This is a genomic window from Streptomyces sp. NPDC006332, assembly GCF_040612855.1.
GTDB lineage: Bacteria > Actinomycetota > Actinomycetes > Streptomycetales > Streptomycetaceae > Streptomyces.
This window is the reverse complement of sequence record NZ_JBEXRA010000052.1, coordinates 40,220-60,477: the sequence shown is the minus strand read 5'-3', so window position 1 is coordinate 60,477 and position 20,258 is coordinate 40,220. Positions and strand designations below refer to the sequence as shown.

General features: G+C 69.3%; 21 protein-coding genes and 1 pseudogene. 9 read left to right on the top strand and 13 right to left on the bottom strand.

Annotated elements, in window-relative coordinates; all coding sequences use genetic code 11:
- The 4 genes from ABZ027_RS34465 to ABZ027_RS34450 form a co-directional block, all read left to right on the top strand.
- On the top strand, positions 1-152 hold a 152-nt coding region (locus tag ABZ027_RS34465), incomplete at its 5' end, for an ATP-binding protein (RefSeq protein WP_356775328.1).
- Between the two features lie 154 nt (positions 153-306).
- Positions 307-822 carry a DUF2165 domain-containing protein gene (locus ABZ027_RS34460; RefSeq protein ID WP_356775318.1) on the top strand — a complete coding sequence of 172 codons (516 nt, stop codon included), beginning with the start codon at positions 307-309 and terminating at the stop codon, positions 820-822.
- Between the two features lie 41 nt (positions 823-863).
- Positions 864-2,063, top strand: coding sequence for an AAA family ATPase (locus tag ABZ027_RS34455; protein WP_356775316.1), 1,200 nt, complete (start codon positions 864-866; stop codon positions 2,061-2,063).
- A gap of 14 nt (positions 2,064-2,077) precedes the next feature.
- A complete protein-coding gene (locus tag ABZ027_RS34450) occupies positions 2,078-3,724 on the top strand; it encodes a VWA domain-containing protein (protein WP_356775314.1) in 1,647 nt (548 codons plus the stop codon).
- 91 nt (positions 3,725-3,815) lie between these two features.
- On the opposite strand, the gene ABZ027_RS34445 is transcribed toward ABZ027_RS34450, so the two are convergent.
- Complete coding sequence (locus ABZ027_RS34445) at positions 3,816-4,388, bottom strand: hypothetical protein (RefSeq protein ID WP_356775312.1); 573 nt, start codon at positions 4,386-4,388, stop codon at positions 3,816-3,818.
- A gap of 94 nt (positions 4,389-4,482) precedes the next feature.
- Entirely contained in the window at positions 4,483-7,068 is a 2,586-nt protein-coding gene (locus ABZ027_RS34440; protein ID WP_356775310.1) for a bifunctional FO biosynthesis protein CofGH, read from the bottom strand.
- 230 nt (positions 7,069-7,298) lie between these two features.
- On the opposite strand from ABZ027_RS34440, the gene ABZ027_RS34435 reads away from it, so the two are divergent.
- A complete protein-coding gene (locus tag ABZ027_RS34435; RefSeq protein ID WP_356775308.1) occupies positions 7,299-7,850 on the top strand; it encodes a hypothetical protein in 552 nt (183 codons plus the stop codon).
- A 36-nt stretch (positions 7,851-7,886) separates the two neighbouring features.
- Here ABZ027_RS34435 and ABZ027_RS34430 read toward each other — a convergent pair whose 3' ends face one another.
- Positions 7,887-8,732 carry an LLM class F420-dependent oxidoreductase gene (locus tag ABZ027_RS34430; protein ID WP_356775306.1) on the bottom strand — a complete coding sequence of 282 codons (846 nt, stop codon included), beginning with the start codon at positions 8,730-8,732 and terminating at the stop codon, positions 7,887-7,889.
- 168 nt (positions 8,733-8,900) lie between these two features.
- Between ABZ027_RS34430 and ABZ027_RS34425 the strand changes: the two genes are divergently transcribed.
- Positions 8,901-10,445 carry a CehA/McbA family metallohydrolase gene (locus tag ABZ027_RS34425; protein ID WP_356775304.1) on the top strand — a complete coding sequence of 515 codons (1,545 nt, stop codon included), beginning with the start codon at positions 8,901-8,903 and terminating at the stop codon, positions 10,443-10,445.
- 14 nt (positions 10,446-10,459) lie between these two features.
- Here ABZ027_RS34425 and ABZ027_RS34420 read toward each other — a convergent pair whose 3' ends face one another.
- The 6 genes from ABZ027_RS34420 to ABZ027_RS34395 form a co-directional block, all read right to left on the bottom strand.
- Complete coding sequence (locus ABZ027_RS34420) at positions 10,460-10,870, bottom strand: hypothetical protein (RefSeq protein WP_356775302.1); 411 nt, start codon at positions 10,868-10,870, stop codon at positions 10,460-10,462.
- Positions 10,871-10,883: 13 nt separating this feature from the next.
- On the bottom strand, positions 10,884-11,447 hold the full coding sequence (locus ABZ027_RS34415; protein WP_356775300.1) for a protease inhibitor I42 family protein: 564 nt from the start codon (positions 11,445-11,447) through the stop codon (positions 10,884-10,886).
- Between the two features lie 11 nt (positions 11,448-11,458).
- Positions 11,459-11,857, bottom strand: a complete 399-nt coding sequence (locus ABZ027_RS34410; protein ID WP_356775298.1) for a type VII secretion target — start codon at positions 11,855-11,857, stop codon at positions 11,459-11,461.
- Between the two features lie 126 nt (positions 11,858-11,983).
- A complete protein-coding gene (locus tag ABZ027_RS34405) occupies positions 11,984-13,576 on the bottom strand; it encodes a peptidoglycan-binding protein (RefSeq protein WP_356775296.1) in 1,593 nt (530 codons plus the stop codon).
- 190 nt (positions 13,577-13,766) lie between these two features.
- Positions 13,767-14,525: a DUF2182 domain-containing protein gene (locus ABZ027_RS34400; protein ID WP_356775294.1), complete on the bottom strand. Its 759-nt coding sequence runs from the start codon at positions 14,523-14,525 to the stop codon at positions 13,767-13,769.
- Positions 14,522-15,136 carry a DUF1326 domain-containing protein gene (locus ABZ027_RS34395; RefSeq protein ID WP_356775292.1) on the bottom strand — a complete coding sequence of 205 codons (615 nt, stop codon included), beginning with the start codon at positions 15,134-15,136 and terminating at the stop codon, positions 14,522-14,524. Before ABZ027_RS34395 ends, ABZ027_RS34400 begins: the two co-directional genes overlap by 4 nt.
- Before the next feature lie 448 nt (positions 15,137-15,584).
- Here ABZ027_RS34395 and ABZ027_RS34390 point away from each other — a divergent pair, with 448 nt between their 5' ends.
- Both ABZ027_RS34390 and ABZ027_RS34385 read left to right on the top strand, forming a co-directional pair.
- The gene (locus ABZ027_RS34390) at positions 15,585-16,691 is read left to right on the top strand and encodes an amidase domain-containing protein (protein ID WP_356775290.1); all 1,107 of its coding nucleotides are present in this window, start codon (positions 15,585-15,587) and stop codon (positions 16,689-16,691) included.
- A gap of 78 nt (positions 16,692-16,769) precedes the next feature.
- Complete coding sequence (locus tag ABZ027_RS34385; RefSeq protein ID WP_356775288.1) at positions 16,770-17,159, top strand: hypothetical protein; 390 nt, start codon at positions 16,770-16,772, stop codon at positions 17,157-17,159.
- A 168-nt stretch (positions 17,160-17,327) separates the two neighbouring features.
- Here the strand turns inward: ABZ027_RS34385 and ABZ027_RS34380 are convergent.
- From ABZ027_RS34380 to ABZ027_RS34365, 4 genes and pseudogenes are all read right to left on the bottom strand, one after another.
- A pseudogene (locus ABZ027_RS34380) lies at positions 17,328-18,053 on the bottom strand (transposase); the annotation flags it as partial.
- A gap of 104 nt (positions 18,054-18,157) precedes the next feature.
- The gene (locus ABZ027_RS34375; RefSeq protein WP_356775286.1) at positions 18,158-18,439 is read right to left on the bottom strand and encodes a hypothetical protein; all 282 of its coding nucleotides are present in this window, start codon (positions 18,437-18,439) and stop codon (positions 18,158-18,160) included.
- Positions 18,436-18,711 (bottom strand): hypothetical protein, encoded by a 276-nt coding sequence (locus tag ABZ027_RS34370; RefSeq protein WP_356775284.1) that lies wholly within the window; start codon positions 18,709-18,711, stop codon positions 18,436-18,438. Before ABZ027_RS34370 ends, ABZ027_RS34375 begins: the two co-directional genes overlap by 4 nt.
- A gap of 50 nt (positions 18,712-18,761) precedes the next feature.
- Positions 18,762-19,202, bottom strand: coding sequence for an ATP-binding protein (locus ABZ027_RS34365; RefSeq protein ID WP_356775282.1), 441 nt, complete (start codon positions 19,200-19,202; stop codon positions 18,762-18,764).
- 201 nt (positions 19,203-19,403) lie between these two features.
- On the opposite strand from ABZ027_RS34365, the gene ABZ027_RS34360 reads away from it, so the two are divergent.
- On the top strand, positions 19,404-20,255 hold the full coding sequence (locus ABZ027_RS34360) for a helix-turn-helix transcriptional regulator (protein WP_356775280.1): 852 nt from the start codon (positions 19,404-19,406) through the stop codon (positions 20,253-20,255).
- The last annotated feature ends 3 nt before the right edge of the window (positions 20,256-20,258 follow it).

Sequence of the window (20,258 nt, the reverse complement as noted above, 5' to 3'; positions counted from 1 at the left end):
TCCGCGCGGGAGGCGGCGGGGGCAGCGGTTTGGGGATGGCGATCGTGCAGGGGGTCGTACGAGCCCACGGTGGCGAAGTGGAGGTACACACGACTGAGGGCAAGGGCTTGACGGCAACGGTCACACTCCCCCACCCAGGGGCGCGGGGCTGAGTCGATGTGCGGCTCCGCCACGGCGAGGTGACCGCTCCGTGAGCCCGAAGCGTAGCGACGATGTCCACCGAGTAGTTCCCCAACTCCGTTGCCAGGAGCGTCATTCTGGCTCGATGTCTATGGGAGGCCGCTGCCCCCGGGGAAAATGATCGGCATGTCCACGACCCCACGCACCCCCCGCAGCCCGCTGTCCCTCACCGCCACCCTCCTGACCGCGACGGTCGCGCTCTACATGGTCCTCGTCGCCTTCGGGAACATCACCGACTTCGGTACCAACCAGCAGTTCGTGCGGCACGTCCTCGCCATGGACACGACCTTCAAGGACGACGACCTGATGTGGAGGTCCGTCACCAGCAAGGGACTTCAGGACGCGGCGTACGTCGCCATCATCGTGTGGGAGACCATCGCCGCCCTCGTCCTTGTGTACGGGACCTGGCTGGGGGCGCGGAACGACTCCGGCCCAGCTCGCCGGTTCTCCACGTACGGGCTGCTCATGGTCATGCTGCTGTTCGGCGCCGGGTTCATAGGGATCGGCGGTGAGTGGTTCTCGATGTGGCAGTCGGAGGACTGGAACGGGCTGGACGCGGCGACGCGGGCGTTCGTGTTCAGCGGAGTCGTGCTGCTGGTGGTCAACCTGCCGTTCGGAAACGACCGCACGACCAGGACTTGAGTGCTTCCTGCTCCCGCGACTCTTGTTCTGAGGAGTTGAATATGGACTTACCGGATGCGCAGGAGACGGCCAAGAGGCTGCGAGCGATCAGCGAGGAGCTGTCGGACCGTTTCTACGAGCGGGATGACGTGGTGCGGACGCTGGTGGTGACGCTGCTGGCCGGACAGCACTCGTTGGTGCTCGGCCCGCCCGGCACCGCGAAGTCCGAGATGGCCCGGGAACTCACCGGCAGGGTCGAGGGGGCGTCCTACTGGGAGATCCTGCTGTCGAAGTTCACGGCGCCGACGAGGATGTTCGGGCCCATCGACGTCGCCGCGCTGGCCCGGGGTGAGTACCGCCAGGTCTACGACGGCCGTGCCACGACCGCGCATGTCGCGTTCATCGACGAGATCTTCAAGTGCTCCACGGCGGCGTTGAACGAAACGCTGGGCTACCTCAACGAGCGGATCTACCATCCCGAGAACGGCGGCGAGCCGATCCGCTGCCCCTTGATCGGAGCCATCACGGCGAGCAACGAACTGCCCGTCGGGGAGGATTCGGCCGCGATCTACGACCGGCTGCTGGTGCGGTTGGAGGTCGGATACCTTGAAGACCCCTCGAACTTCGCCGCGTTGGTCCGCTCCGCCGTCAGCCGCCCGGCGGCACCGTCACGGACCACCGTCGAACTGGCCGCGTTGCAGCATGCCGTGAGCGAAGCCGTCCCGGCCGTGGACGTCCCCGACCTGATCGTGGACGCGGTGTGCACGCTGCGGGCCGCTCTGCGCCGCAAGGAACTCGTCGCCTCCGACCGCCGCTGGCGGCAGGCGGTGGGCCTGCTCCAGGCGTCCGCGTATCTCGACGGCCGCCCGGCGGTCGCCGAGACCGACCTGTCGGTGCTGACGCACGTGCTGTGGGACTCCCCCGCCGAACGCCCGACCGTCGAGCGCGAGGTGCTGCACCTGGTCAACCCCGACGCCAAGGAAGCGCTTGACCTGGCCGACGCCATCGATGAGCTGGAGGCCCAGCTCGACGCCATGGGCGGCCAGTCCCGGGAGGCGCTGAGCGAGTGGGTCATCAAGAAGGCACACAACCAGCTCGCCATGGCGGGGAAACGACTGGAGAAGCTGCGCGAGGAGGCGGTGGGCGCCGGCCGCTCCACCGCCACCATCGACCGTATCGCCGGCCGCCGGCGCGCCGTCCGGGCCCGCGTGCTCACCGAGGCTCTCGGCATGGACGCGAGCATGGTCCAGGCCCAGCTCTGAACAGGGGCGTGACCATGAGCGACGGAACGCATGAGCTCGACGGGTTGGCGAGCCGGGCCGGGAAGTGGCTGGGTCTGTCCACCACCGTCGGCGGGCGGCACACCGCGGCCGTGGTCGCGGACCGGTTCGACCGGATCACCTGGCGCGACACCTACCAGCAATCGGCCGCACTGCGCCACCTGGCCGAGGAGCTCAACGAGCGCTACGACCACGACGACTACGACCACGACGACCACGAACACGACCACACCACCGACCTCCTGACCGACGCGTTCATGGCCGCCTACAAGATCAGGCCCCGGTTGCGTGAGCGCGCGGAGATCGACCCCTCCCGGCTGGTCAACCACCAGGTCATCACCTCGTTGGTGGAGTCACCGGAGTTCGCCGAGCTGCACCGGGAGACGGCCGGCGATCCCTACGCCGCCGCCATGGCCGTGCTCGCCCAGGCCGCCGCGCTACGCCGGATGCTGGAGTACTCCCGAGACGCCAGGGAACGGGCCGAGCAGGCGAAGAAAGCCCAGCAGGACGCGGAAGGCGCCGCGAGTGCCGTGAGCGAGGCGCTTCAGCAGGTCGCCGACGAGGACGGCACGGTGCTGGTCCCGGCCGCCGACGCCGTACAACAGGCGATGGAGGCCGCGGAGGCCGCCGAGGCCGCCGCGCGGCAGGCCGCCCAAGGCGCCGCGCAGGCCCTCGCGGCGGCGGCCCCCGGTATCCGTGCCGCCGCCCGGAACGCGGTGGCGAAGGCCGCCGAGGCCGCGCGGCAGGATGCCGCGTTGATGAGGGCGTGGGGCGTGGGTCCTGGCGAGCGGGAGCGGATGCCGTTCGAGCAGCGCGCCCGGCTGGCCGAGCGGCTGCGCACCGGCCGTCTCGCACAGTGGGCCGAGCTGATCGGTCGCTTCCGGCAGATGGCCGGCGGTGAGCGTGCCCGCAAGGTGGAGAACGCCGCCGGGGAACTGGTCGGCGTCACGCTCGGCAACGACCTCTCCCGTGTCATCCCCTCCGAGCTGGCCAACCTCGGCCTGCCTGAACTGCGTGCGGTGTTCGCCGTGCGCTATGCCGCCGGGGAGCTGATGCTCTACGACAGCCAGGGAGAGCAGACCACCGGCCAGGGCGCCGTCATCGCGTGCGTGGACACCTCACACTCCATGTACGAGGCGGGGCCCGGCGGGGTCACCCGGGAGGCCTGGGCCAAGGCGTGCGCCCTGGCGCTGTTGGATCAGGCCCGCCACGCGGGGCGTGACTTCGTCGGCATCCTGTTCTCCGCCGCCGACAAGCTCCAGGTCTTCCGGTTTCCGGCGGACCAGGCCGTCGGTACGGACCGGGTCCTCGACTTCGCGGAGACGTTCCTGGGCGGTGGCACCAGCTACCAGAGGCCGCTGACAGCGGCCTGTGAACTGCTGGAGGAGGAGTTCAACAACGCTTCCCGCACCCGCGGTGACATCGTGATGATCACCGACGACGACTGCGGCGTCAGCGAGGAATGGATGCGCGACTGGAATGACGCCAAGCACCGGTTGGGCTTTCGGGTTTTCGGCGTGGCCGTCGGCGCCCCACGCGTCGCTGAGGACGACTCGGTCCTGGAAGCCCTGTGCGACAACCTCCGCTCCATCGAGGACCTCACCGACGTCCGCGCCGCCGCCGACCTCTTCCGCGTGGTCTGACCCGGGCCTCCCCCTCTGGCCGCGGCACGCACCCTGCTGGAGGAGACGGACTGGTCCCACGATCCACCGGACAGGGCCTACCGGACGGGGCCTAGCTGACGACGACCACCTTCGTGCCCGTCCCCCCGAACGTCCACAGCGCCGCACCGTCCGCCTTGCCCGTGCGGATGCCGCTGGTCTGTTTTCCGGCGGCGACGGCAGGCGGTGAGGAGCCGTCCACGGCGTTGGAGAACGCGATCGACAGGCCGGACTTGGCGGCGAAGTACACGATGTGCTCGATCTGCACGCCGTCGGAGCCGGTGGTTGCCTGCGTGCGCACGGAGATCGTGTAGGTGCCGGGGTCGGGGCTGACCGTGCCCGGCCACACCGCGAAGCTGCGGCGGGAGACGTCACTCGCGTCCACCAGCCAGACGCGCTTTTGGCCGAGGGAGTACACGACGCGCCGCCCGGTGCCGGAGTCGTCCGGCAGCGCGGCGGGAGCGGCGGGCTTCGACGCGGAGGGACGCGGGCTCGCCGACGTCGAGGCGTGCGGCCGGGTGGCCGTGGCGGTGGGGTGCGGCCCCCGGTCCGCCTGCACGGCCAGCACGGTGACCGCCGCGACCGCGCCCACCGTCAGACCGGTCACCCAGACCCACGAGGGAAGTCGTCGGGCAGGCACGGACACGCATCTCCTCAGCTACGGGACCCCTCCGACGAGGGGCCCGATCATCGTACTGCGAGCGGCCCGCGGTCCTCTCCGCAGTCCGGCACCGGTTCGCTCAGTCCAGCACCGGCAGCAGCTCCGGCAGATGCCCGTCCGAGGCGGTCGCCGCGTGCTGCCTCTCCGGCGGTACCTCCCCGTACAGCGTGGTGCGCGGCCTCGCCGGCCGGCCGGCCGCGTCGGCCACCGCGATCAGGTCCTTGACGGACTTGTACGAGCCGTAGGAGGAGCCGGCCATCCGGGAGATGGTCTCCTCCATCAGCGTGCCGCCGAGGTCGTTGGCGCCGGAGCGGAGCATCTCGGCCGCGCCCTCGGTGCCCAGCTTCACCCAGCTGGTCTGGATGTTGGGGATGTACGGGTGCAGGAGCAGCCGGGCCATCGCCGTCACCGCCCGGTTGTCCCGCATGGTCGGGCCGGGCCGCGCGATGCCCGCCAGGTACACCGGCGCGTTGGTGTGGATGAAGGGGAGCGTGACGAACTCCGTGAAGCCGCCGGTGCGTTGCTGGATCTGGGCCAGCGTCCGCAGGTGCCCCAGCCAGTGCCTGGGCTGGTCCACGTGCCCGTACATCATCGTCGAGGACGACCGGATGCCCAGCTCGTGCGCGGTCGTGACGACGTCGATCCAGGTGGCCGCCGGCAGCTTGCCCTTGGTCAGGATCCAGCGGACCTCGTCGTCGAGGATCTCGGCGGCGGTGCCGGGGATCGAGTCGAGACCGGCCTCCTTCGCCGCCGTCAGCCACTCGCGGACCGACATCCCGGTGCGGGTCGCGCCGTTGACGACCTCCATGGGTGAGAAGGCGTGCACATGCATGCCGGGGACGCGCTCCTTGACCGCCTTCGCGATGTCGAAGTACGCGGTGCCGGGCAGGTCCGGGTGGATGCCGCCCTGCATGCAGACCTCCACCGCGCCCACCTCCCAGGCCTGTTGGGCTCGGTCGGCGACCTGGTCCAGGGAGAGCGTGTAGGCGTCGGCGTCGGTGCGGCGTTGCGCGAAGGCGCAGAAACGGCAGCCGGTGTAGCAGACGTTGGTGAAGTTGATGTTCCGGGTGACGATGTACGTCACGTCGTCGCCGACCACGGACCTGCGCACGTCGTCCGCCACCTGGCACAGCGCGTCCAGCGCCGGGCCGTCCGCGTGCAGCAGGGCGAGGGCCTCGTCGTCGGTCAGCCGCGTCGGGTCGTCGGCCGCGGTGGCCAGTGCCTGTCGTACGTCGGTGTCGATGCGCTCGGGTGCCATGCCGGGGGCGGCCGCCTCGCGCAGGGCGCCCCAGTCGCCGTACACCTCGTCGAAGTCGTCGCGGCGGTCGGTGGTGCGGCCGTCGGTGTCGATGGTGCGGTGCAGGTCGGTGCGGCCCGTCGACTCGAAGACCTCCTCGGGCTCCTGCCAGGGGTGGCCCGCCACCACCGCGTCCTCGCGGGCCAGGCCCGTCTCCGGGTCGGCGAGGGCCCTGACGTGCGGCAGCAGCCGCGGGTCCAGCCAGGGCTCGCCTCGCCGGACGAACTCCGGGTACGCACAGAGCCGTTCCCGCAGGGTGAAACCGGCCGCCTCCGAACGCCGCGCGAGTTCCTCGATCTGCGGCCAGGGGCGTTCGGGGTTGACGTGGTCGATGGTGAGCGGGGAGACCCCGCCCCAGTCGTCGATGCCGGCGCCGATCAGACGCTCGTACTCGGAGTCCACCAGGTTGGGCGGAGCCTGGAGGCAGGCGCTCGGGCCCATGATGTGCCGGGCGACGGCCACCGTGGCGACCAGTTCGTCGAGTTCCGCGTCCGGCATGCCGCGCATCGCGGTGTCCGGCTTGGCGCGGAAGTTCTGGATGATCAGTTCCTGGATGCCGTGGTAGGCCCGCGACACCTTGCGCAGGGCGAACAGGGAGTCCGCGCGCTCCTCGTAGGTCTCACCGATGCCGATGAGGATCCCCGAGGTGAAGGGCACGGAGGAACGGCCGGCGTCCTCCAGGACGCGGAGGCGTACGGCGGGTTCCTTGTCCGGGGAGCCGTAGTGCGGGCCGCCGGGCTCGGACCACAGCCGGGTCGCGGTGGTCTCCAGCATCATGCCCATGGAGGGGGCGACGGGCTTGAGGCGCTGGAAGTCGGTCCAGCTCAGCACGCCCGGGTTGAGGTGCGGCAGCAGGCCCGTCTCCTCCAGGATCCGGATGGAGATGGCGCGGACGTAGGCGATGGTGTCGTCGTAGCCGTGCGCGTCGAGCCACTCGCGCGCCTCCGGCCAGCGGTCCTCGGGCTTGTCGCCGAGGGTGATCAGGGCTTCCTTGCAGCCGAGGGCGGCGCCGCGGCGGGCCACGTCGAGCACCTCGTCCGGCGACATGAACATGCCGTGGCCGTCGCGGCGCAGCTTGCCCGGCACGGTGACGAAGGTGCAGTAGTGGCACTTGTCCCGGCACAGCCGGGTGAGCGGGATGAAGACGCTCTTCGAGTACGTGATGACGCCTGCCCGGCCGGCCGCCTCCAGGCCCGCGTCCCGCACCCGGGCGGCGGACGCGGTGAGGTCGTCGAGGGCCTCGCCGCGGGCCTGGAGCAGTACCGCCGCCTCGGACACGTCGAGGGCTACGCCGTCCCGGGCGCGTTTGAGGGCGCGACGCATGGAGTTGTCGGTGGGTCCGGTTCCGGGGGTCGCGGTGCTCGTCATCCTTCGAGCATACGATCACGCATTCGCCGCGAGGGGCCTGCCCGGCGAGGCAGCGGCACGCGGTTCCCCCCACTTCACAGGATGCGATCTGTCCCCAGGAGTACGATCCGCCCCCAGAATCTTAATTGTCCGAATCGTTACCGTCGTCGCCTCCAACCGTTTCGCTCTCCCCTTTGTCTCACCTGGCAAAGACGCGCAACACGTGTGAAACGGAAGGGAGTTGCTCGCCGATGAGACGACGCTGGGCAATGGTGCCGGCAGTGCTGGCGCTGGTACTGACGGGAGCGGGCACGATGTCGGCTGCCGCCGCCGCGCCGCAGGCCACCGTGTGCGAGACGGGCTGGGGCAGCATGGGGAAGTCCGAGCCGGGATCGATGGCGATGACCGGTTCCCTGACGAATGTCAGGACCGGCCGGCACGACTGTTACGACCGGATGGTCATCGACATCCCGGGCATGACGACGGCCGACCCGGCCCTGTACTGGGTCCAGTACGTTCCCGGTTTCGCCCATCCCCCGTCCCAGACCGGTATCCCGGTCGCGGGAGGGGCGGTCATCGAGATCGAGTTCACCGCGCCGGTCGACACCTCGCGGTACCACGTCGAGCTCGCGGATCCGCTGCCCGGACTCACCTTCGACGGCTACCGGACCTTCCGGGACGCGAAGTTCGGCGGCACCTACGACGGAGGGACCCACCTCGGACTCGGCGTCCGGGCCAAGCTGCCGTTCCGGGTGCTGGTGCTGCCCGGCCGACTGGTGGTGGACGTGGCGCACACCTGGTAGCCACCGAGGCCGACACCGCCAATGCCGCGACGGGCCCTACAGATACGACGCGTAGGCGTCCAGCGCCTTGAGGATCTCCGCCTCCCCCTCGGGCGGCAGCTGCACCACGACCTCCTCGATGCCCAGGTCGGCGTAGTGCGCGAGCTTGCCCGGGCTCGGGAGGACGGCGTACGGGACGATCTGGAGGCCGGACGGGTCCCGTCCGGCGTCCGCCCAGGCCGTCCGCAGCAGGGGCAGGGACTCGGACAGGCCCCGCCCGCCGATCGGCAGCCACCCGTCGGCGTACTCGCAGATGTGTGCGAACAATTTCGGACCGGCGGCCCCGCCGACCAGCGTGCGCGGGCCGACGACCGGTCCGCGCGGCCCCTGCACGGGCTTGGGGTACGCGAGGCTGGCCCGCACGCTCCCGAACTCGCCCTCGTAGGCGGTCGGCGTCTCGCTCCACAGGGCCCGCATCAGCGCCATCCGGTCCCGGACCAGCTCACGCCGGGTGCGCCACTCGACCCCGTGGTCGGCGGCCTCCTCGACGTTCCAGCCGAAGCCGAGGCCCAGGGTGAACCGCCCGCCGGAGAGGTGGTCGAGTGTCGCGACCTGTTTGGCGAGGTCGATCGGGTCGTGCTGGGCGACCAGCGTGATGCCGGTGCCCAGGCCCAGCCGCTCGGTCACCGCCGCCGCCTGGGCGAGCCCGACGAAGGGGTCGAGGGTACGGCCGTACTCGGGCGGCAACTCCCCGCCCGCCGGGTACGGGCTGGTCCGCTCGACGGGGATGTGCGTGTGCTCGGGCAGGTACAGCCCGGCGAACCCGCGGTGCTCCAGCTCGCGGGCGAGCCGGGTCGGGGCGATCGTCTCGTCGGTGAGGAAGACCGTCACGGAGATGCGCATGGCACATCTGTACCGGCTGCCGGCCGAGCTGTCCATACCGACCGGTCGGCATTGTGCGGACGCCCGCCTGGCGTACGGCATTCGGGTCCCAGGGGGCGCCATGGACCGAGACGCGCCAATTCCCCTGTCTTTCCACGGCAGTTCACCCATGTCGGGCACGGTGGAGGCATGTGTGACGACATCGACGACACCCCTGACAACGACGTCCGGCACGGCGTCGCGAGACGCGCGCTGTTCGTGACGGGAGCCGCCGCCGCGCTTACGTTGGGAAGCGTGAGCTTCGCTTCAGCGGCCGGGGCGGCCGACGCGGCACCGGAGACCAGGACCGTGCTCGGCACGCTGCCGCCCGGCTCCCCCGACTTCGTGTACGTCCCCGTCGAGGTCCCCTCGGGCGTACGGGAGATCAAGGTCGCGTACAGCTACGACCGGCCCTCGGTTCCGGCCGGCACCCCGGGCAACGCCCTCGACATCGGCATCTTCGACGAGCGCGGCACCGAACTGGGCGGCCGGGGTTTCCGGGGCTGGTCGGGCGGGGCCCGCACGGAGTTCTTCCTGCGCGCGGACGACGCGACGCCGGGCTATCTCCCGGGCCCCGTGCGGGAGGGCACCTGGCACATCGCGCTCGGACCGTACACGGTCGCCCCGCAGGGCCTGGCGTACGAGATCACCGTCACCCTGACCTACGGCGAGCCGGGCGAGACGGTGGCGCCGACGTATCCGCCGTCCCGGGCGAAGGGCCGGGGCCGCGCCTGGTACCGCGGGGACTGCCATCTGCACTCCTGGCACTCGGACGGCCGCCGCACCCCCGCCGAGATCGCGGCGCTGGCCCGGGCGGCGGGCCTGGACTTCATCAACTCCTCGGACCACAACACGCACACGGCGCATCCGCACTGGGCGTCCGCGGCCGGTGACGACCTGCTGGTCATGCTGGGCGAGGAGATCACGACGAGGAACGGCCACGTGGTCGCCCTCGGCACCGACCCCGGGACCTTCGTCGACTGGCGTTACCGGGCCCGCGACAACCGCTTCGGCCGCTTCGCCCGCCAGATCCGCCGCGCGGGCGGCCTGGTCGTCCCGGCCCACCCGCACGCCACCTGCGTCGGCTGCAACTGGAAGTTCGGGTTCGGGGACGCGGACGCGATCGAGGTGTGGAACGGCCCGTACACGCCCGACGACGAGATGGCCCTCGCGGACTGGGACAGCATGCTGGTCGCGTCGACGCGCTCCGGCGACCGTTCGTGGATCCCGGCGATGGGCAGCAGCGACGCCCACCGCGACCCGGACCCGGTCGGCTCCCCCCAGACGGTGGTGCTCGCCGACGACCTGACCCGCGAGGCGATCCAGGAGGGCATCCGGGCGGGCCGCTCGTACGTGGCCGAGTCGAAGAAGGTGTCCCTCGCCTTCTCGGTGTCCGGCGGCCGGGGCGAACACGCGGGCATCGGGGAGCGGCTGCGGGCCGGCCGCGACACCCCGGTGACGGTCCGGCTGGAGGTGACGGGCGCCCCGCGCTGCGTCGTCCGCCTCGTCACCGACCAAGGCGTCCTGTTCACCGGCGAACCGCTGCCGGTGGCGGGGTCGGGGGTCGTGGAGTGGCGTACGACGCCCTCGTACGCGGCGTACGTCCGCGCGGAGCTGCGGCACGAGACGGCGGCGGGGCCGGTGCCGGGGGCGCTGGCGGCGTTCACCAATCCGATCTTCCTGGGGCGCGGGTAGGCGGCCGCCGGGCCTCAGCTCTGCTGGGCGCGGGCCCTCTCCAGGTGCTTCAGCTCGATGATCGTCGCGACGGCTCCCAGCCAGCGGGCCGTCGCCTCGTCGGCGGGGGCGCCGCCCGCGAGCTGGGTGGCGGTTTCCAGCCAGTCCCGTACGACCCGCGCCGCCTCGGGACGCGGCAACGGCTCGGGCAGCTCCGCTGCGTACGCGACGCCTCCGGCCCGGACCACCTCGGCGAGGAAGGCCACCGAGCGCGGCTGGGTGTGGAGCCGGTCGAGGGTCACGGCGGCGGCCGCGGCGCCGTCGCCGAAGAGGGCGGTACGGCGGGGGCCGGCGTCGGCGGTGAGGCCGTAGCGCAGGAGGACCGGGACGTCGAGCGCGGCCAGTTCGTCGTCGGTGCGGTCCGGGTGCTGCGGGCTGGCGTTCATGAGGGTCCTCGGCTCAGCTGACGGTGACGGTGTAGGTGACCCGCTCCGGCTCGGGCGGGGCGGCGGACCCGCTCGGTGACGGTGCCGGGGAAGTGGAGCCGGTCGGCGTCGGCGCCTGCGTCGAGGGGGTCGTGCCGCTGCCGTCGCCCTCGCAGGGGGCGTTGAACGTGCAGTGCATCAGCACGATCTCGGTGCTGCCCTTGCCCGTGGCCTCGAAGGTGAAGGTGAGGCTGCTGCCGGCGCCGGGCACCGGTTGGTCGCCGGATTTCGACTCGCTCTCGCGGCCCTGGCTGCGGACCACCGAGGTGTCGGGCTTCGGATCGACGAGATACCAGTGTTCGCGGGTGGAGGCGTTCTCCTCGACGGTGAGCGTGAAGCGCTCCCCGACCTTGGCGGAGATGCTGCGGTCCCCGGTGGGGTGGCTGATCGGCTTCTCCGTATTCGTACTCTTACCCGTACCCGTACCCGTGTCCTTCCCCCCGCACCCCGTGGCGAGGGCGAGGAACGCGACCGCGGTGACCACCGCCCAACTCCGGGAGGTGGGCGCCGTACGCCTCGTCGTATTCGCTGGTGCCACCGGACAACCTCTCAGTACTGGGACAGAGCAGAGGGCCGCTCGGCGTAGGTCGGCATCGTGGTCAGGGCGCTGTCGCCCACCTCGACGCCACTGGCCTGGGTCTCGACGAGGCCGTCGCTGTCGGAGTACGCGCCCTTGGCGAGGCTCACCTTGTCGGCGAGCTCGTGCAGCGCGTCCTCGATGGTTCGGGCCTCCGCCGCCCAAGCCCCGGCGTAGGAGTTGAACGCCGCCGCGGAGTCGGCGCCGCCCAGCGTGTCCGTGTCGTAGCAGGCCCTGGAGTCGATCGCCATACGGATGGTGCCGGCGTCGTCACCCGCGTCGTTCAGCTGTTTCGCCTGGCCGGTGAGCCCGCTCTTCTTCACGCCGAAGTCCGGTGCGGACGTGGAGTCCTGCGCGGCGGTCATCGTCATCCCCCCGTTTCCCCCGTTGATCACATCGGCGGGAGGCTAACACGCGTCGCGAACGCGAACCTCCACAGATCACACGCCCCGCACGCGGCTCCCACACGATCCCCGCGGCCCTGGGCGCGCCGCCCCCTACTGCGGGACGTAGACGCTGTACGCGTCGTTGAGTTTGCCGTCCGACGCCTTGCCCATGTGGCCGTTGATGAAGTCGTCCTCGCTGACCCAGGTGGTGGTGCCCCAGGGGTTGTAGATCTGGAGCATGTCGCCCTCCTGGCCGATGATGGTCATCGCGTGGGCGCCGTCGGCGCTCCTGACGTCGACCGGGACCGGCTTCCCCTCGGCGACCGACTTCTCGACGTCGGTCAGGACCTCCCGGCGCTGGTCGGCGTTGTTCATGTCGTGGCGCTGGTAGTCGTCGCCGGTGGCGCCGCCGATCGCGTCGTCGGCTATGCGTTCCTGGCCCTCGGGGCCCATGCCGCCCCAGTTGGCGCCGCCGTCGCCTTCGGTGTGCAGCCGGTGCTGTTCCTCCACCAGGCGCTGCCGGAAGGCTCCGGGGTCGTCCTCCTGGCCGCTGGGTCCGCCGGTGAGTTCGAGGGCGTAGAGGGGGTCGACCATGGCGCGCGCGGTGACGGTGGACGAGGCGACGCAGGTGCCCTCCGAGCCGTCGCCGCCCTGGATCCACTTCTGGCCGTCGAAGGTCTGGTCGTCGGTGTTGGCGTTGGACCCGTTGGCGTTCGTGCCCTCGTTCTTGAGGCTGTCCCCCTGGGTGTTGATCGGCGACAGGTGCCGTTGCAGCCACGCCGGGTCCTTGCCCTGGATCTTGTAGGCGAACTCGTCGATCTCGTCGACGCTGTTGCCCGCGGCGAGGGCCTTCATGAGATAGGCCTTCTCCTGCGGCGACTTCGTGTTCGTCATGAGGAGTTCCATCCGGTCCCGGTCGGCCGGTGAAAGGTTGTCCATGGCCCGGCCCGAGCGCTCCAGCTCGTTGGCCGTGAGGATCTCGTTGTACTCGGCGGCGGCGCCCTTCGCACCGCTGGCGTCGGCGAGCATGAGCCGGTCGACCGGGGACAGCTCGTCGGAGTCCATCTTCCCGGCGCGGGCCTCGGAGGCCCACTTGTTCAGGTCCCGGGCGGCGACGCGGCGGGCCTCACCGGCGGCGAGGACGGCCTTGCGCATCTCACCGACACCGTAGGAGGCGAAGTGGGCGGCGTTCTTGCGGTCCCACTCCTCCTCGTCGTTCTCGTGCAGGTTGTCGAAGAAGCCCTCGCGGTCGCTGCCGATCTCGTTCAGCGCCTGCTGCAGCTTCCCGCGGCCGCCGCTGTCCTGGCTCTGGGCGTCCCCGATCGCGTCGGCCAGGGTGATCAGCGCCCGGGAACCGCCCGCGAACGCGTCCGCCATGTCCGACACCGCCCGCCCGACGGCACTCACCGCGTCCGAGGCGAGGACACTCGTGTCGCCGGCCCAGGCCTCCGGCAGCCCCTTGCGGGCCACCTTGTCCACCCGGTCGCGCAGGGTCATGACCTCGTCGAGCTGGTCCCGGTACCGCCTGCCCAGCGCTTCCAGCGTCCCCGGATCGCCCTCTATCGGGGGCTCGGAGAACGCCAGCTCGATCAGGTCCAGCAGATCGTTCTTGGTCCCGGCGTTCAGCATCCGCTCACTCAGCCCGGCCAGCCGCTCCGCACGCTCGGCCGCGGACTCGTTCGCACGCCGCAGGACTTCCGCCATCGCCGGCCCCGTTCCCCCGTTGTCGTCCCGGCGACACGGTGCACGGGACACTGAACATGATCATGCCCACGGGACGCTAACACGCGCCGGAAGCCCTCCCTCCGGCAATCACACGCTGCGCACACGGCTCCCACACCGTCCCCCTGAGGGGGCGGCGGCTGGTAGAGAGGAGCTGCGTTGCTGCCCGTCCTCACATCCCGTCCATACCGCCGCCGGTGAGGCCCGGGGCGAGCGCCGGGACCCAGAAGACGGCGACGGCCAGGACGATCGAGGCGATCCCCACGACACGGGCCAGCAGGCGACCGGGCGGAGCGAGTTTCTCGGCGGTGATCACGGCGGCCAGGGCCACCATGGCCCACAGGTTCATCACACCGAACGCCGCCAGCAGCAGCATCAGCGACCAGCAGCAGCCCAGGCAGAAGGCCCCGTGGTGGGCTCCGGCACGCAGATCGCGCGAGGCCCTCGGATACGAGGCGTAGCGCAGCATCAGGCCGAGCGGCGAACGGCACCTCGCCAGACAATGGTCTTTGAGAGGCGTGAGCTGGTAGAGGCCGCTGACCCCGAACACGGCCGCGGCCACCGCTGCCCCCGCCGCGGGTGGCAGGCGCGCCGCCTGGCCGAGGCCGACGGCCAGCGCATACGCCGGCAGCCCGGCCGCGGCCCAGACGAGCAGGTAGGCGACCGTGAAAACGACCATGCGCGATGCCCGGTGCACGGTGATGGTGCGTGCGTACAAGGCGGCGACGGGTGCCGTGGCGGGCAGCATCATCGCGGTCATCATCAGCGTCCACACGGCCAGGAAAGCGGCCAGGCCCAGGCCCATGGTGCCGGGCATCGCCGACATGCCGCCCCAGCGCGTCACCATCCAGACCCAGGCGGCGGCAGCCACGACCAGCAGCAGCCCGGCGGGCGCCACCCGGATGCGGACGGTGACCGGCCCACCGGTCATCCGGACCACGTGAAGGGCGCGTAGTGTCCGTTGCCGCCCGTGAAGTCCCAGGACCGGCCGTATACGCCATCGCCCGTCGCCCGAGTGTTCCGGGCGATCGTCAGTGTGCTGTTCACCGGGTGGAACATGCCGGTCAGGCGCATCACCGGACCGTCCTCGCCGTACTGCGGGGCGATCTGGTCCTCGATCTCGATGTCGATGGCGTCGCCCACCCGCGCGGCGTGCCGGCGGCCGTCGTCGCGGTAGTCGATGGGGACGCGCTCCACGCCGAGGACCTCGCCGATGAGGGGAGCGAGCCCCGCCATCGGCCCGCCCACCTGGCCCGAGAAGACCTTGCCCAGCGCCTCCGCCTGGCCGTCGTCGGCTGAGGCGTCGACGTACAGCGCCACCTGCCAGCCGCCCTCCGCCATCACTCGTGGCCCGTCGACGAAGACAGCCACGCTGCGGTCGGAAACGTCGACGTCGTCCACGTTCCCGCTGTCCACGTGGAACGCGAAGGTCACCTGGCAGCGCTCGTGGTCGGCCGGCGCGGTGAGGCCCGAGGTGGTGCAGGGGCACACCACGTCACAGTTACAGCTCTCCAGGTACGTGCCGTTCAGATTCCAGGGCATGACTCTTCCTCCCTGTGGTGCGGCCCCCGGGGTCCAGGGGATGCATCGACAGGGCCCGCTCCGCCCCGGAGCCGCTCCTCTCCAGGCTATTCCTGACGGCCCCTATCGCGCAGATCCGCTGTCTGTGCAGCTCAGCGGCCTGGCACCGAGCCGTGGGAGCACCCGCGACCTCGGATGCGTCACACCTGTTCATCGCGCCCGTCGCCGCCCTGGACACAGTCCACCGGCTCGGCTGGCCCGGCTGGCGACGCCGCCACCAAGCCCGATCCCAGACCAGCCACTCGGCGGCAAGCCGCTCAAGCATGAAGATCACAATCTACGGCCGGAATATTAGCTGAGAATCTGCCATTCCACAGTCAAAACCAGTCGAACGGGCCACTCCAGGCATCATCTGTCACTGTCTGGATGATAAACATCCCGGAGCAATTGCCTTGCTACGTCGCTAGTGATGCTCGGCACCTCGGCGACGGCAGCTCAAAACGGAAGAACGTCGGCAGCAACCGCCCTTTCTGCTGCTGAGACTGAAGATTTGACGCAAGCCGCAGAAGGTTATCTGCAGCTCCGGACAGACGCAGTAACGGTGAATCATGCTGGGGTGCGAAGATTTTCCCAGATTGCCGCGACTCAATCGATGATCGCTCGCACTGACTGGGAATTGGTTGAACTTGAGGAGAAGGGGGAGAGGTACGAGAAAGTTGACGGCGGATACACGAAGGCTGAGGTCGATGTCACTGTCAATGGTGTAGAGAGGGCTGGGGACAACGCCACTCTTAGCCTCACCGAGGATGGGCGTCTCTATATGCCCTTCACGGCTGAACAGATCGCAGAAGGGGCGCCAGAGTACGAAGAATACTCGCTGCCTCACACCCTGAAGTTCACCCTTGGCCCCGCTGGAAGCTGGCTCCTCGCGGAAGATAAGGCGGAAATCGGCTCAGGGCCAACCCCCAGCACACAACTCAGCGAACCCGAAGCGCTGGACGACGGCGGGGGCGTTCCGGAAGAAGAAGAGGGCGGCAAGGGATCAACTAGCTCCGCAACTGAGGCTTCTGGCAGCAGCGCGAAGGTTACGGCCGACTACAACTACTCGAAGATGATCGACTACGCCAATAAGTACTGGAAGAATCCCAACAACGATGACTACAGAACCTACGGCAATGACTGTACCAACTTTGTGTCGCAGATCATGAAGGCTGGCGGATGGAAGATCGTTGGACCAACCTACGCATCTCTAAGGAGGCAAAACACGAAGTGGTTTTACACCATCTATGTCGATAGAACTAGCTTTACATGGGCTGGCGCGGAGAACTGGTACTGGTTTGCAACTAAGCATTCGAAGCGCACTAAGATTCTCAGCAACGTATACCACATGGAGCCGTCCGACGTCCTTCAGGCGGATTGGGACCGAAACGGCAACATCAATCACACGATGTTCGTGACCAAGAAGTACGACGGTGTCCCCTATCTCACGTATCACACCACCAACACGCACAACAAGAGCTTCAAGAAAATCCACGCTGACCATAGAAACGCATGGTGGTACGCGCACCGGACGTGAGACTCTCCCCGGGGGCGGCGCGTCATGGTTCAAGGAGGCAGGATGCACCGGCGGTGCCTTGTAGTAGCGAGTCTGGCGGTGGCAGCCCTTCTGTCGGGCTGCAGTTCTGAAACCCCTAAAGACAGGGAACAGGACGCCCGCCATGCTGTCGAGTCCTATGTGAGTGCCTTGAATTCCCGAGACGAGGGCAAGCTGATCGCGGTGGGCGGTGTTCCTGACGACTCGCGCGCCCGCCGCGAGGCTCGCGAAATTCTCGCAGCCAAGGGCGGTCAGGAGCTGTCGATCACGAGCGTGAAGATCGACTTCGACATGGGGGATTCGGCCGGCTCGGCAAAAATCATTGCGAAGAGCAACTCAGGCAAGGCCATGCGCGATTCCTTCAGCGTAGTGAAGGAAGGTGGCGAGTGGCATCTTTCCATCTTCGCCGACCGGCCTGCGCCATCCGGTAAGTCCACGTCATCCGTGTAAGGCCCCTAACCTCAATCTTTCGTGACGGTCTGCCGAATCCGTCGGCAGACCGTTTCGCGTTCTGTGTCTTTGGCGGGCAGGCCGGTAGCCCGACTAACGTGTCGGGTGGGCGCGGGTTCCACTGCTCCGGAGACGTGGTCCTGCTCGCAGAGACGGGAAAGCTACTGGTCAGACTGGGTTGGGCAGTTGGTCAAGGTGTCCGAGGGCGCTGGTGACGACATGGGTCCATGGCCAGTGGTGAGCGAGGCGGAAGACCTGGCGCCAGTCGGTGGTGACGAGTTGGCCGGCCGAGCTGAACAGGCCGAGCCGCAGGCGTCGGGGCTCCCAGAGCCGGGCCTGGCCGTTCAGTGCAAGCATCAACATCCAGGCCAGCAGGTCGAGTGGGATCTGGACGATCTCCAGCTAGACCCTGTTTTGCGCGGTGTCGTGCAGGGGCAGGTTCCGCAGGCCGGTAGCGCGGGCAGCCCGAACGCGGTCCTCGGCCCGTGCCCGCAGGCGGTGGCGGAGTTCGGGCTCGGCGATGGGCTGGCCGGTGGTGTTGGTGGCGAAGCGCGTGATCCGCATGCCGTTGGCATCCGTGATCCTCAACTGGGCACCGAGGTGCAGTCGTTCCTTCCGGACGATCATCCGCATGCCCTTCGGCCAGCCGTCGTGCATGCCCTCGGTGAGTTCGGCGCCCCAGGCCCCGTCGCGGATCTATACGTCCGGCTCGACGGCCGGCGCCCATGCCGAGAGTGGCACCGTGAGTACGGCCTGGTGCACTGCGTCGGTGATGGTCGTGTCGACCGAATACGACAGCCACCGTCCGCGTTTCGCGAGCCAGACCACGAACTCGTGGGCGCCGCCCGCGGAGTCGGTGCGGATCAGCGTCCGGCGCCCGCGCCGAACACGTCTACCTCGCCACCTCGGCCCTCGCTGGAGTCGGAGGCGTCCGCGTTCGTGCCGTCTACCTCCAATACTTGTGATCCACGGTCTCGTGCCACATGGAGCACGTGAGTTCAGTCCACCATCTGTGGATCACGGAAGTAGTAGACGACCGTGACTCCCATGCCGTGCGTGTGCGTGTAAACGATCATGATCGCCTCGGCCGAGTCGTGGGCGAGGGAGGTCGTATATGTGTATTCCACGGACGGAGGCCGCCAGCCGGGGATCTCGCGGCCCGCCCTCGGATCGCGGCGGATCACCACGAGCGCCTCCCAGACGACTTCCCGCTCCCCCTCCGTCAGGTCGCCGAACGCCTTCCTCGCGGGCTCGGCCTCCTCCAACGGGCATTCATTCACGTGCCGCCGCCTCCGGTGCGGGCCTCTTCGAGAGCAGCCATGATCTCGGGCGAGTTTCTGATCATGACGCGGTGCCGGTACGCCCGGACCACAGCCGCGGCGCCCTCGAAGTCGTTGGTCGGAGAGTCTCCTATGGCAGTCGCCAGCTCCTCCTCGAAGTGTTCCCGGTCGCCCGGGAAGCCGTAGCGGCTGAGCGCACCGCGCAGGTCGTCCACGGTCCGGATCTCGGGCAGCGGCATCGCTCCCCAGCCGTGCTCGGGCTGTGCGCTCATGATCTGCTCCTGATGCAAAGGCATGGCTCCGCCTCCCAGTATGGCCCGCATCACCACGTCGTCGCCGGGCCTCCGCATTCGGCCCACAACAGCTTGCCGCCCTTCGACACGCCCAGGTCGCTGAGCACTGAGGCGCCCCACGCGTTCGCGCAGGCTCGGACGAGGTGCAGGCCGCGGCCGTCCTCCGCGTCCAGCGGGGGCGTGGGGCTGTCCCGGTCCGAGAAGCCCGGAGGCACCCGCGGGTCCGCGTCCCACACGGCCACCCGCAGGCGGCCGGGCTCCGCCGAGCGGACGCGGAGGGCGTACGGACCCTCGGTGTGGCGATGCGCGTTGGCCAGCAGTTCCGCCGCGAGCAGCTCTGCGGTGGGGGTGAGCTCCGGCATCTCGTGGGCAGCCAGGATCAGCCGGAGGGCACCTCGCGCGATACCCGGTGCGCGCGGATCTTGCGGGAGATGCAGGGTGTAGTTCCAGGACGGGGATACGGTGGCCATCGGAAGTCTCCGGCCACTGAGGGGAGTTGGACAGATGCCTGGTGTCTCCGCCGTGGCGTCCCACGGTGCGCTTCCAGGTGGGGCGCCTGGGAACGAAGATAGGGCCTCGCAAATGTAATTTGCCTATGTTCGAGATACTTCCCTTGCATTTCCCTCGTGTGAGTGACCCGCCGACGGAACACGCGTCCTAGAGGAGTTCACGTGCCTGCCAGACCCCCTCTGACGGCTCGCCGTCTCCGACTCGCTGTTGAGCTGCGCAAGATGCGCGAGCGCTCGGGCATGACGGCGACCGAGGCCGCGCGCACGCTCAGCACGAGCCAGGGGCAGCTCAGCAATGTGGAGTCGGGCCGGTTCGGCGTGAGTGCGGACCGCGTCAGAGCGCTGGCCCGGATTTACTCCTGTCCTGACCAGGCATTCATCGAGGCACTGGTCGGCATGGCAACCGACAGGACGCTCGGCTGGTGGGAGTCCTACCGTGAGGTGCTGCCGTCGGGACTTCTCGACCTCGCCGAGTTGGAGTACCACGCCACCGCCGTACGCACCGCGTACACCTCCCATATGCCGGGGCTGCTCCAGACTCCTGATCACGCGCGAGAGATCTTTCGGCACGTCATCCCCGCTCCCACACCGCCCGATGTTGAGCACCGCGTCTCGCACCGGATCAAACGTCAGGGCGTGTTGTACGGGCCGCACCCGACTCCGTACAACACCGTCGTGCACGAGGCAGCCCTGCACATGGGGGTCGGCGGCCAAAGTGTGGCTCGCGCCCAGCTCCGGCATCTGGTCGACATGAGCGAGCAGAAGCACATCACCATCCGCGTACTCCCGTTCGGCGTGGGCGCGTTCCCGGGCTCCGGTCAGTCCATCAACTACCTGCACGGGCCCGTGCCTCAGCTCGACACCGCGCAACTCGACCAGTTCCACGGCCCTGTTCTTCTCGACGCCGAAGCTCACCTGCAGAAGTACCGCCACCTCCTCGACAACGTGGAGGCCATCGCCCTCAGCCCCGAGAAGTCCCGGGATCTGATCCATTCCCTCGCCCAGAACCTCTGAAGG

Excerpts from the sequence above, each read along its gene's own strand:
- ABZ027_RS34460 (WP_356775318.1), top strand. The coding sequence starts at position 307 with ATGTCCACGACCCCACGCACCCCCCGCAGCCCGCTGTCCCTCACCGCC.
- ABZ027_RS34405 (WP_356775296.1), bottom strand. The coding sequence starts at position 13,576 with ATGGCGGAAGTCCTGCGGCGTGCGAACGAGTCCGCGGCCGAGCGTGCG.
- ABZ027_RS34410 (WP_356775298.1), bottom strand. The coding sequence starts at position 11,857 with ATGACGATGACCGCCGCGCAGGACTCCACGTCCGCACCGGACTTCGGC.
- ABZ027_RS34440 (WP_356775310.1), bottom strand. The coding sequence starts at position 7,068 with ATGACGAGCACCGCGACCCCCGGAACCGGACCCACCGACAACTCCATG.
- ABZ027_RS34420 (WP_356775302.1), bottom strand. The coding sequence starts at position 10,870 with ATGAACGCCAGCCCGCAGCACCCGGACCGCACCGACGACGAACTGGCC.
- ABZ027_RS34455 (WP_356775316.1), top strand. The coding sequence starts at position 864 with ATGGACTTACCGGATGCGCAGGAGACGGCCAAGAGGCTGCGAGCGATC.
- ABZ027_RS34365 (WP_356775282.1), bottom strand. The coding sequence starts at position 19,202 with ATGGCCACCGTATCCCCGTCCTGGAACTACACCCTGCATCTCCCGCAA.
- ABZ027_RS34450 (WP_356775314.1), top strand. The coding sequence starts at position 2,078 with ATGAGCGACGGAACGCATGAGCTCGACGGGTTGGCGAGCCGGGCCGGG.
- ABZ027_RS34370 (WP_356775284.1), bottom strand. The coding sequence starts at position 18,711 with ATGAGCGCACAGCCCGAGCACGGCTGGGGAGCGATGCCGCTGCCCGAG.
- ABZ027_RS34425 (WP_356775304.1), top strand. The coding sequence starts at position 8,901 with ATGTGTGACGACATCGACGACACCCCTGACAACGACGTCCGGCACGGC.
- ABZ027_RS34400 (WP_356775294.1), bottom strand. The coding sequence starts at position 14,525 with ATGACCGGTGGGCCGGTCACCGTCCGCATCCGGGTGGCGCCCGCCGGG.
- ABZ027_RS34435 (WP_356775308.1), top strand. The coding sequence starts at position 7,299 with ATGAGACGACGCTGGGCAATGGTGCCGGCAGTGCTGGCGCTGGTACTG.
- ABZ027_RS34430 (WP_356775306.1), bottom strand. The coding sequence starts at position 8,732 with ATGCGCATCTCCGTGACGGTCTTCCTCACCGACGAGACGATCGCCCCG.
- ABZ027_RS34390 (WP_356775290.1), top strand. The coding sequence starts at position 15,585 with ATGCTCGGCACCTCGGCGACGGCAGCTCAAAACGGAAGAACGTCGGCA.
- ABZ027_RS34395 (WP_356775292.1), bottom strand. The coding sequence starts at position 15,136 with ATGCCCTGGAATCTGAACGGCACGTACCTGGAGAGCTGTAACTGTGAC.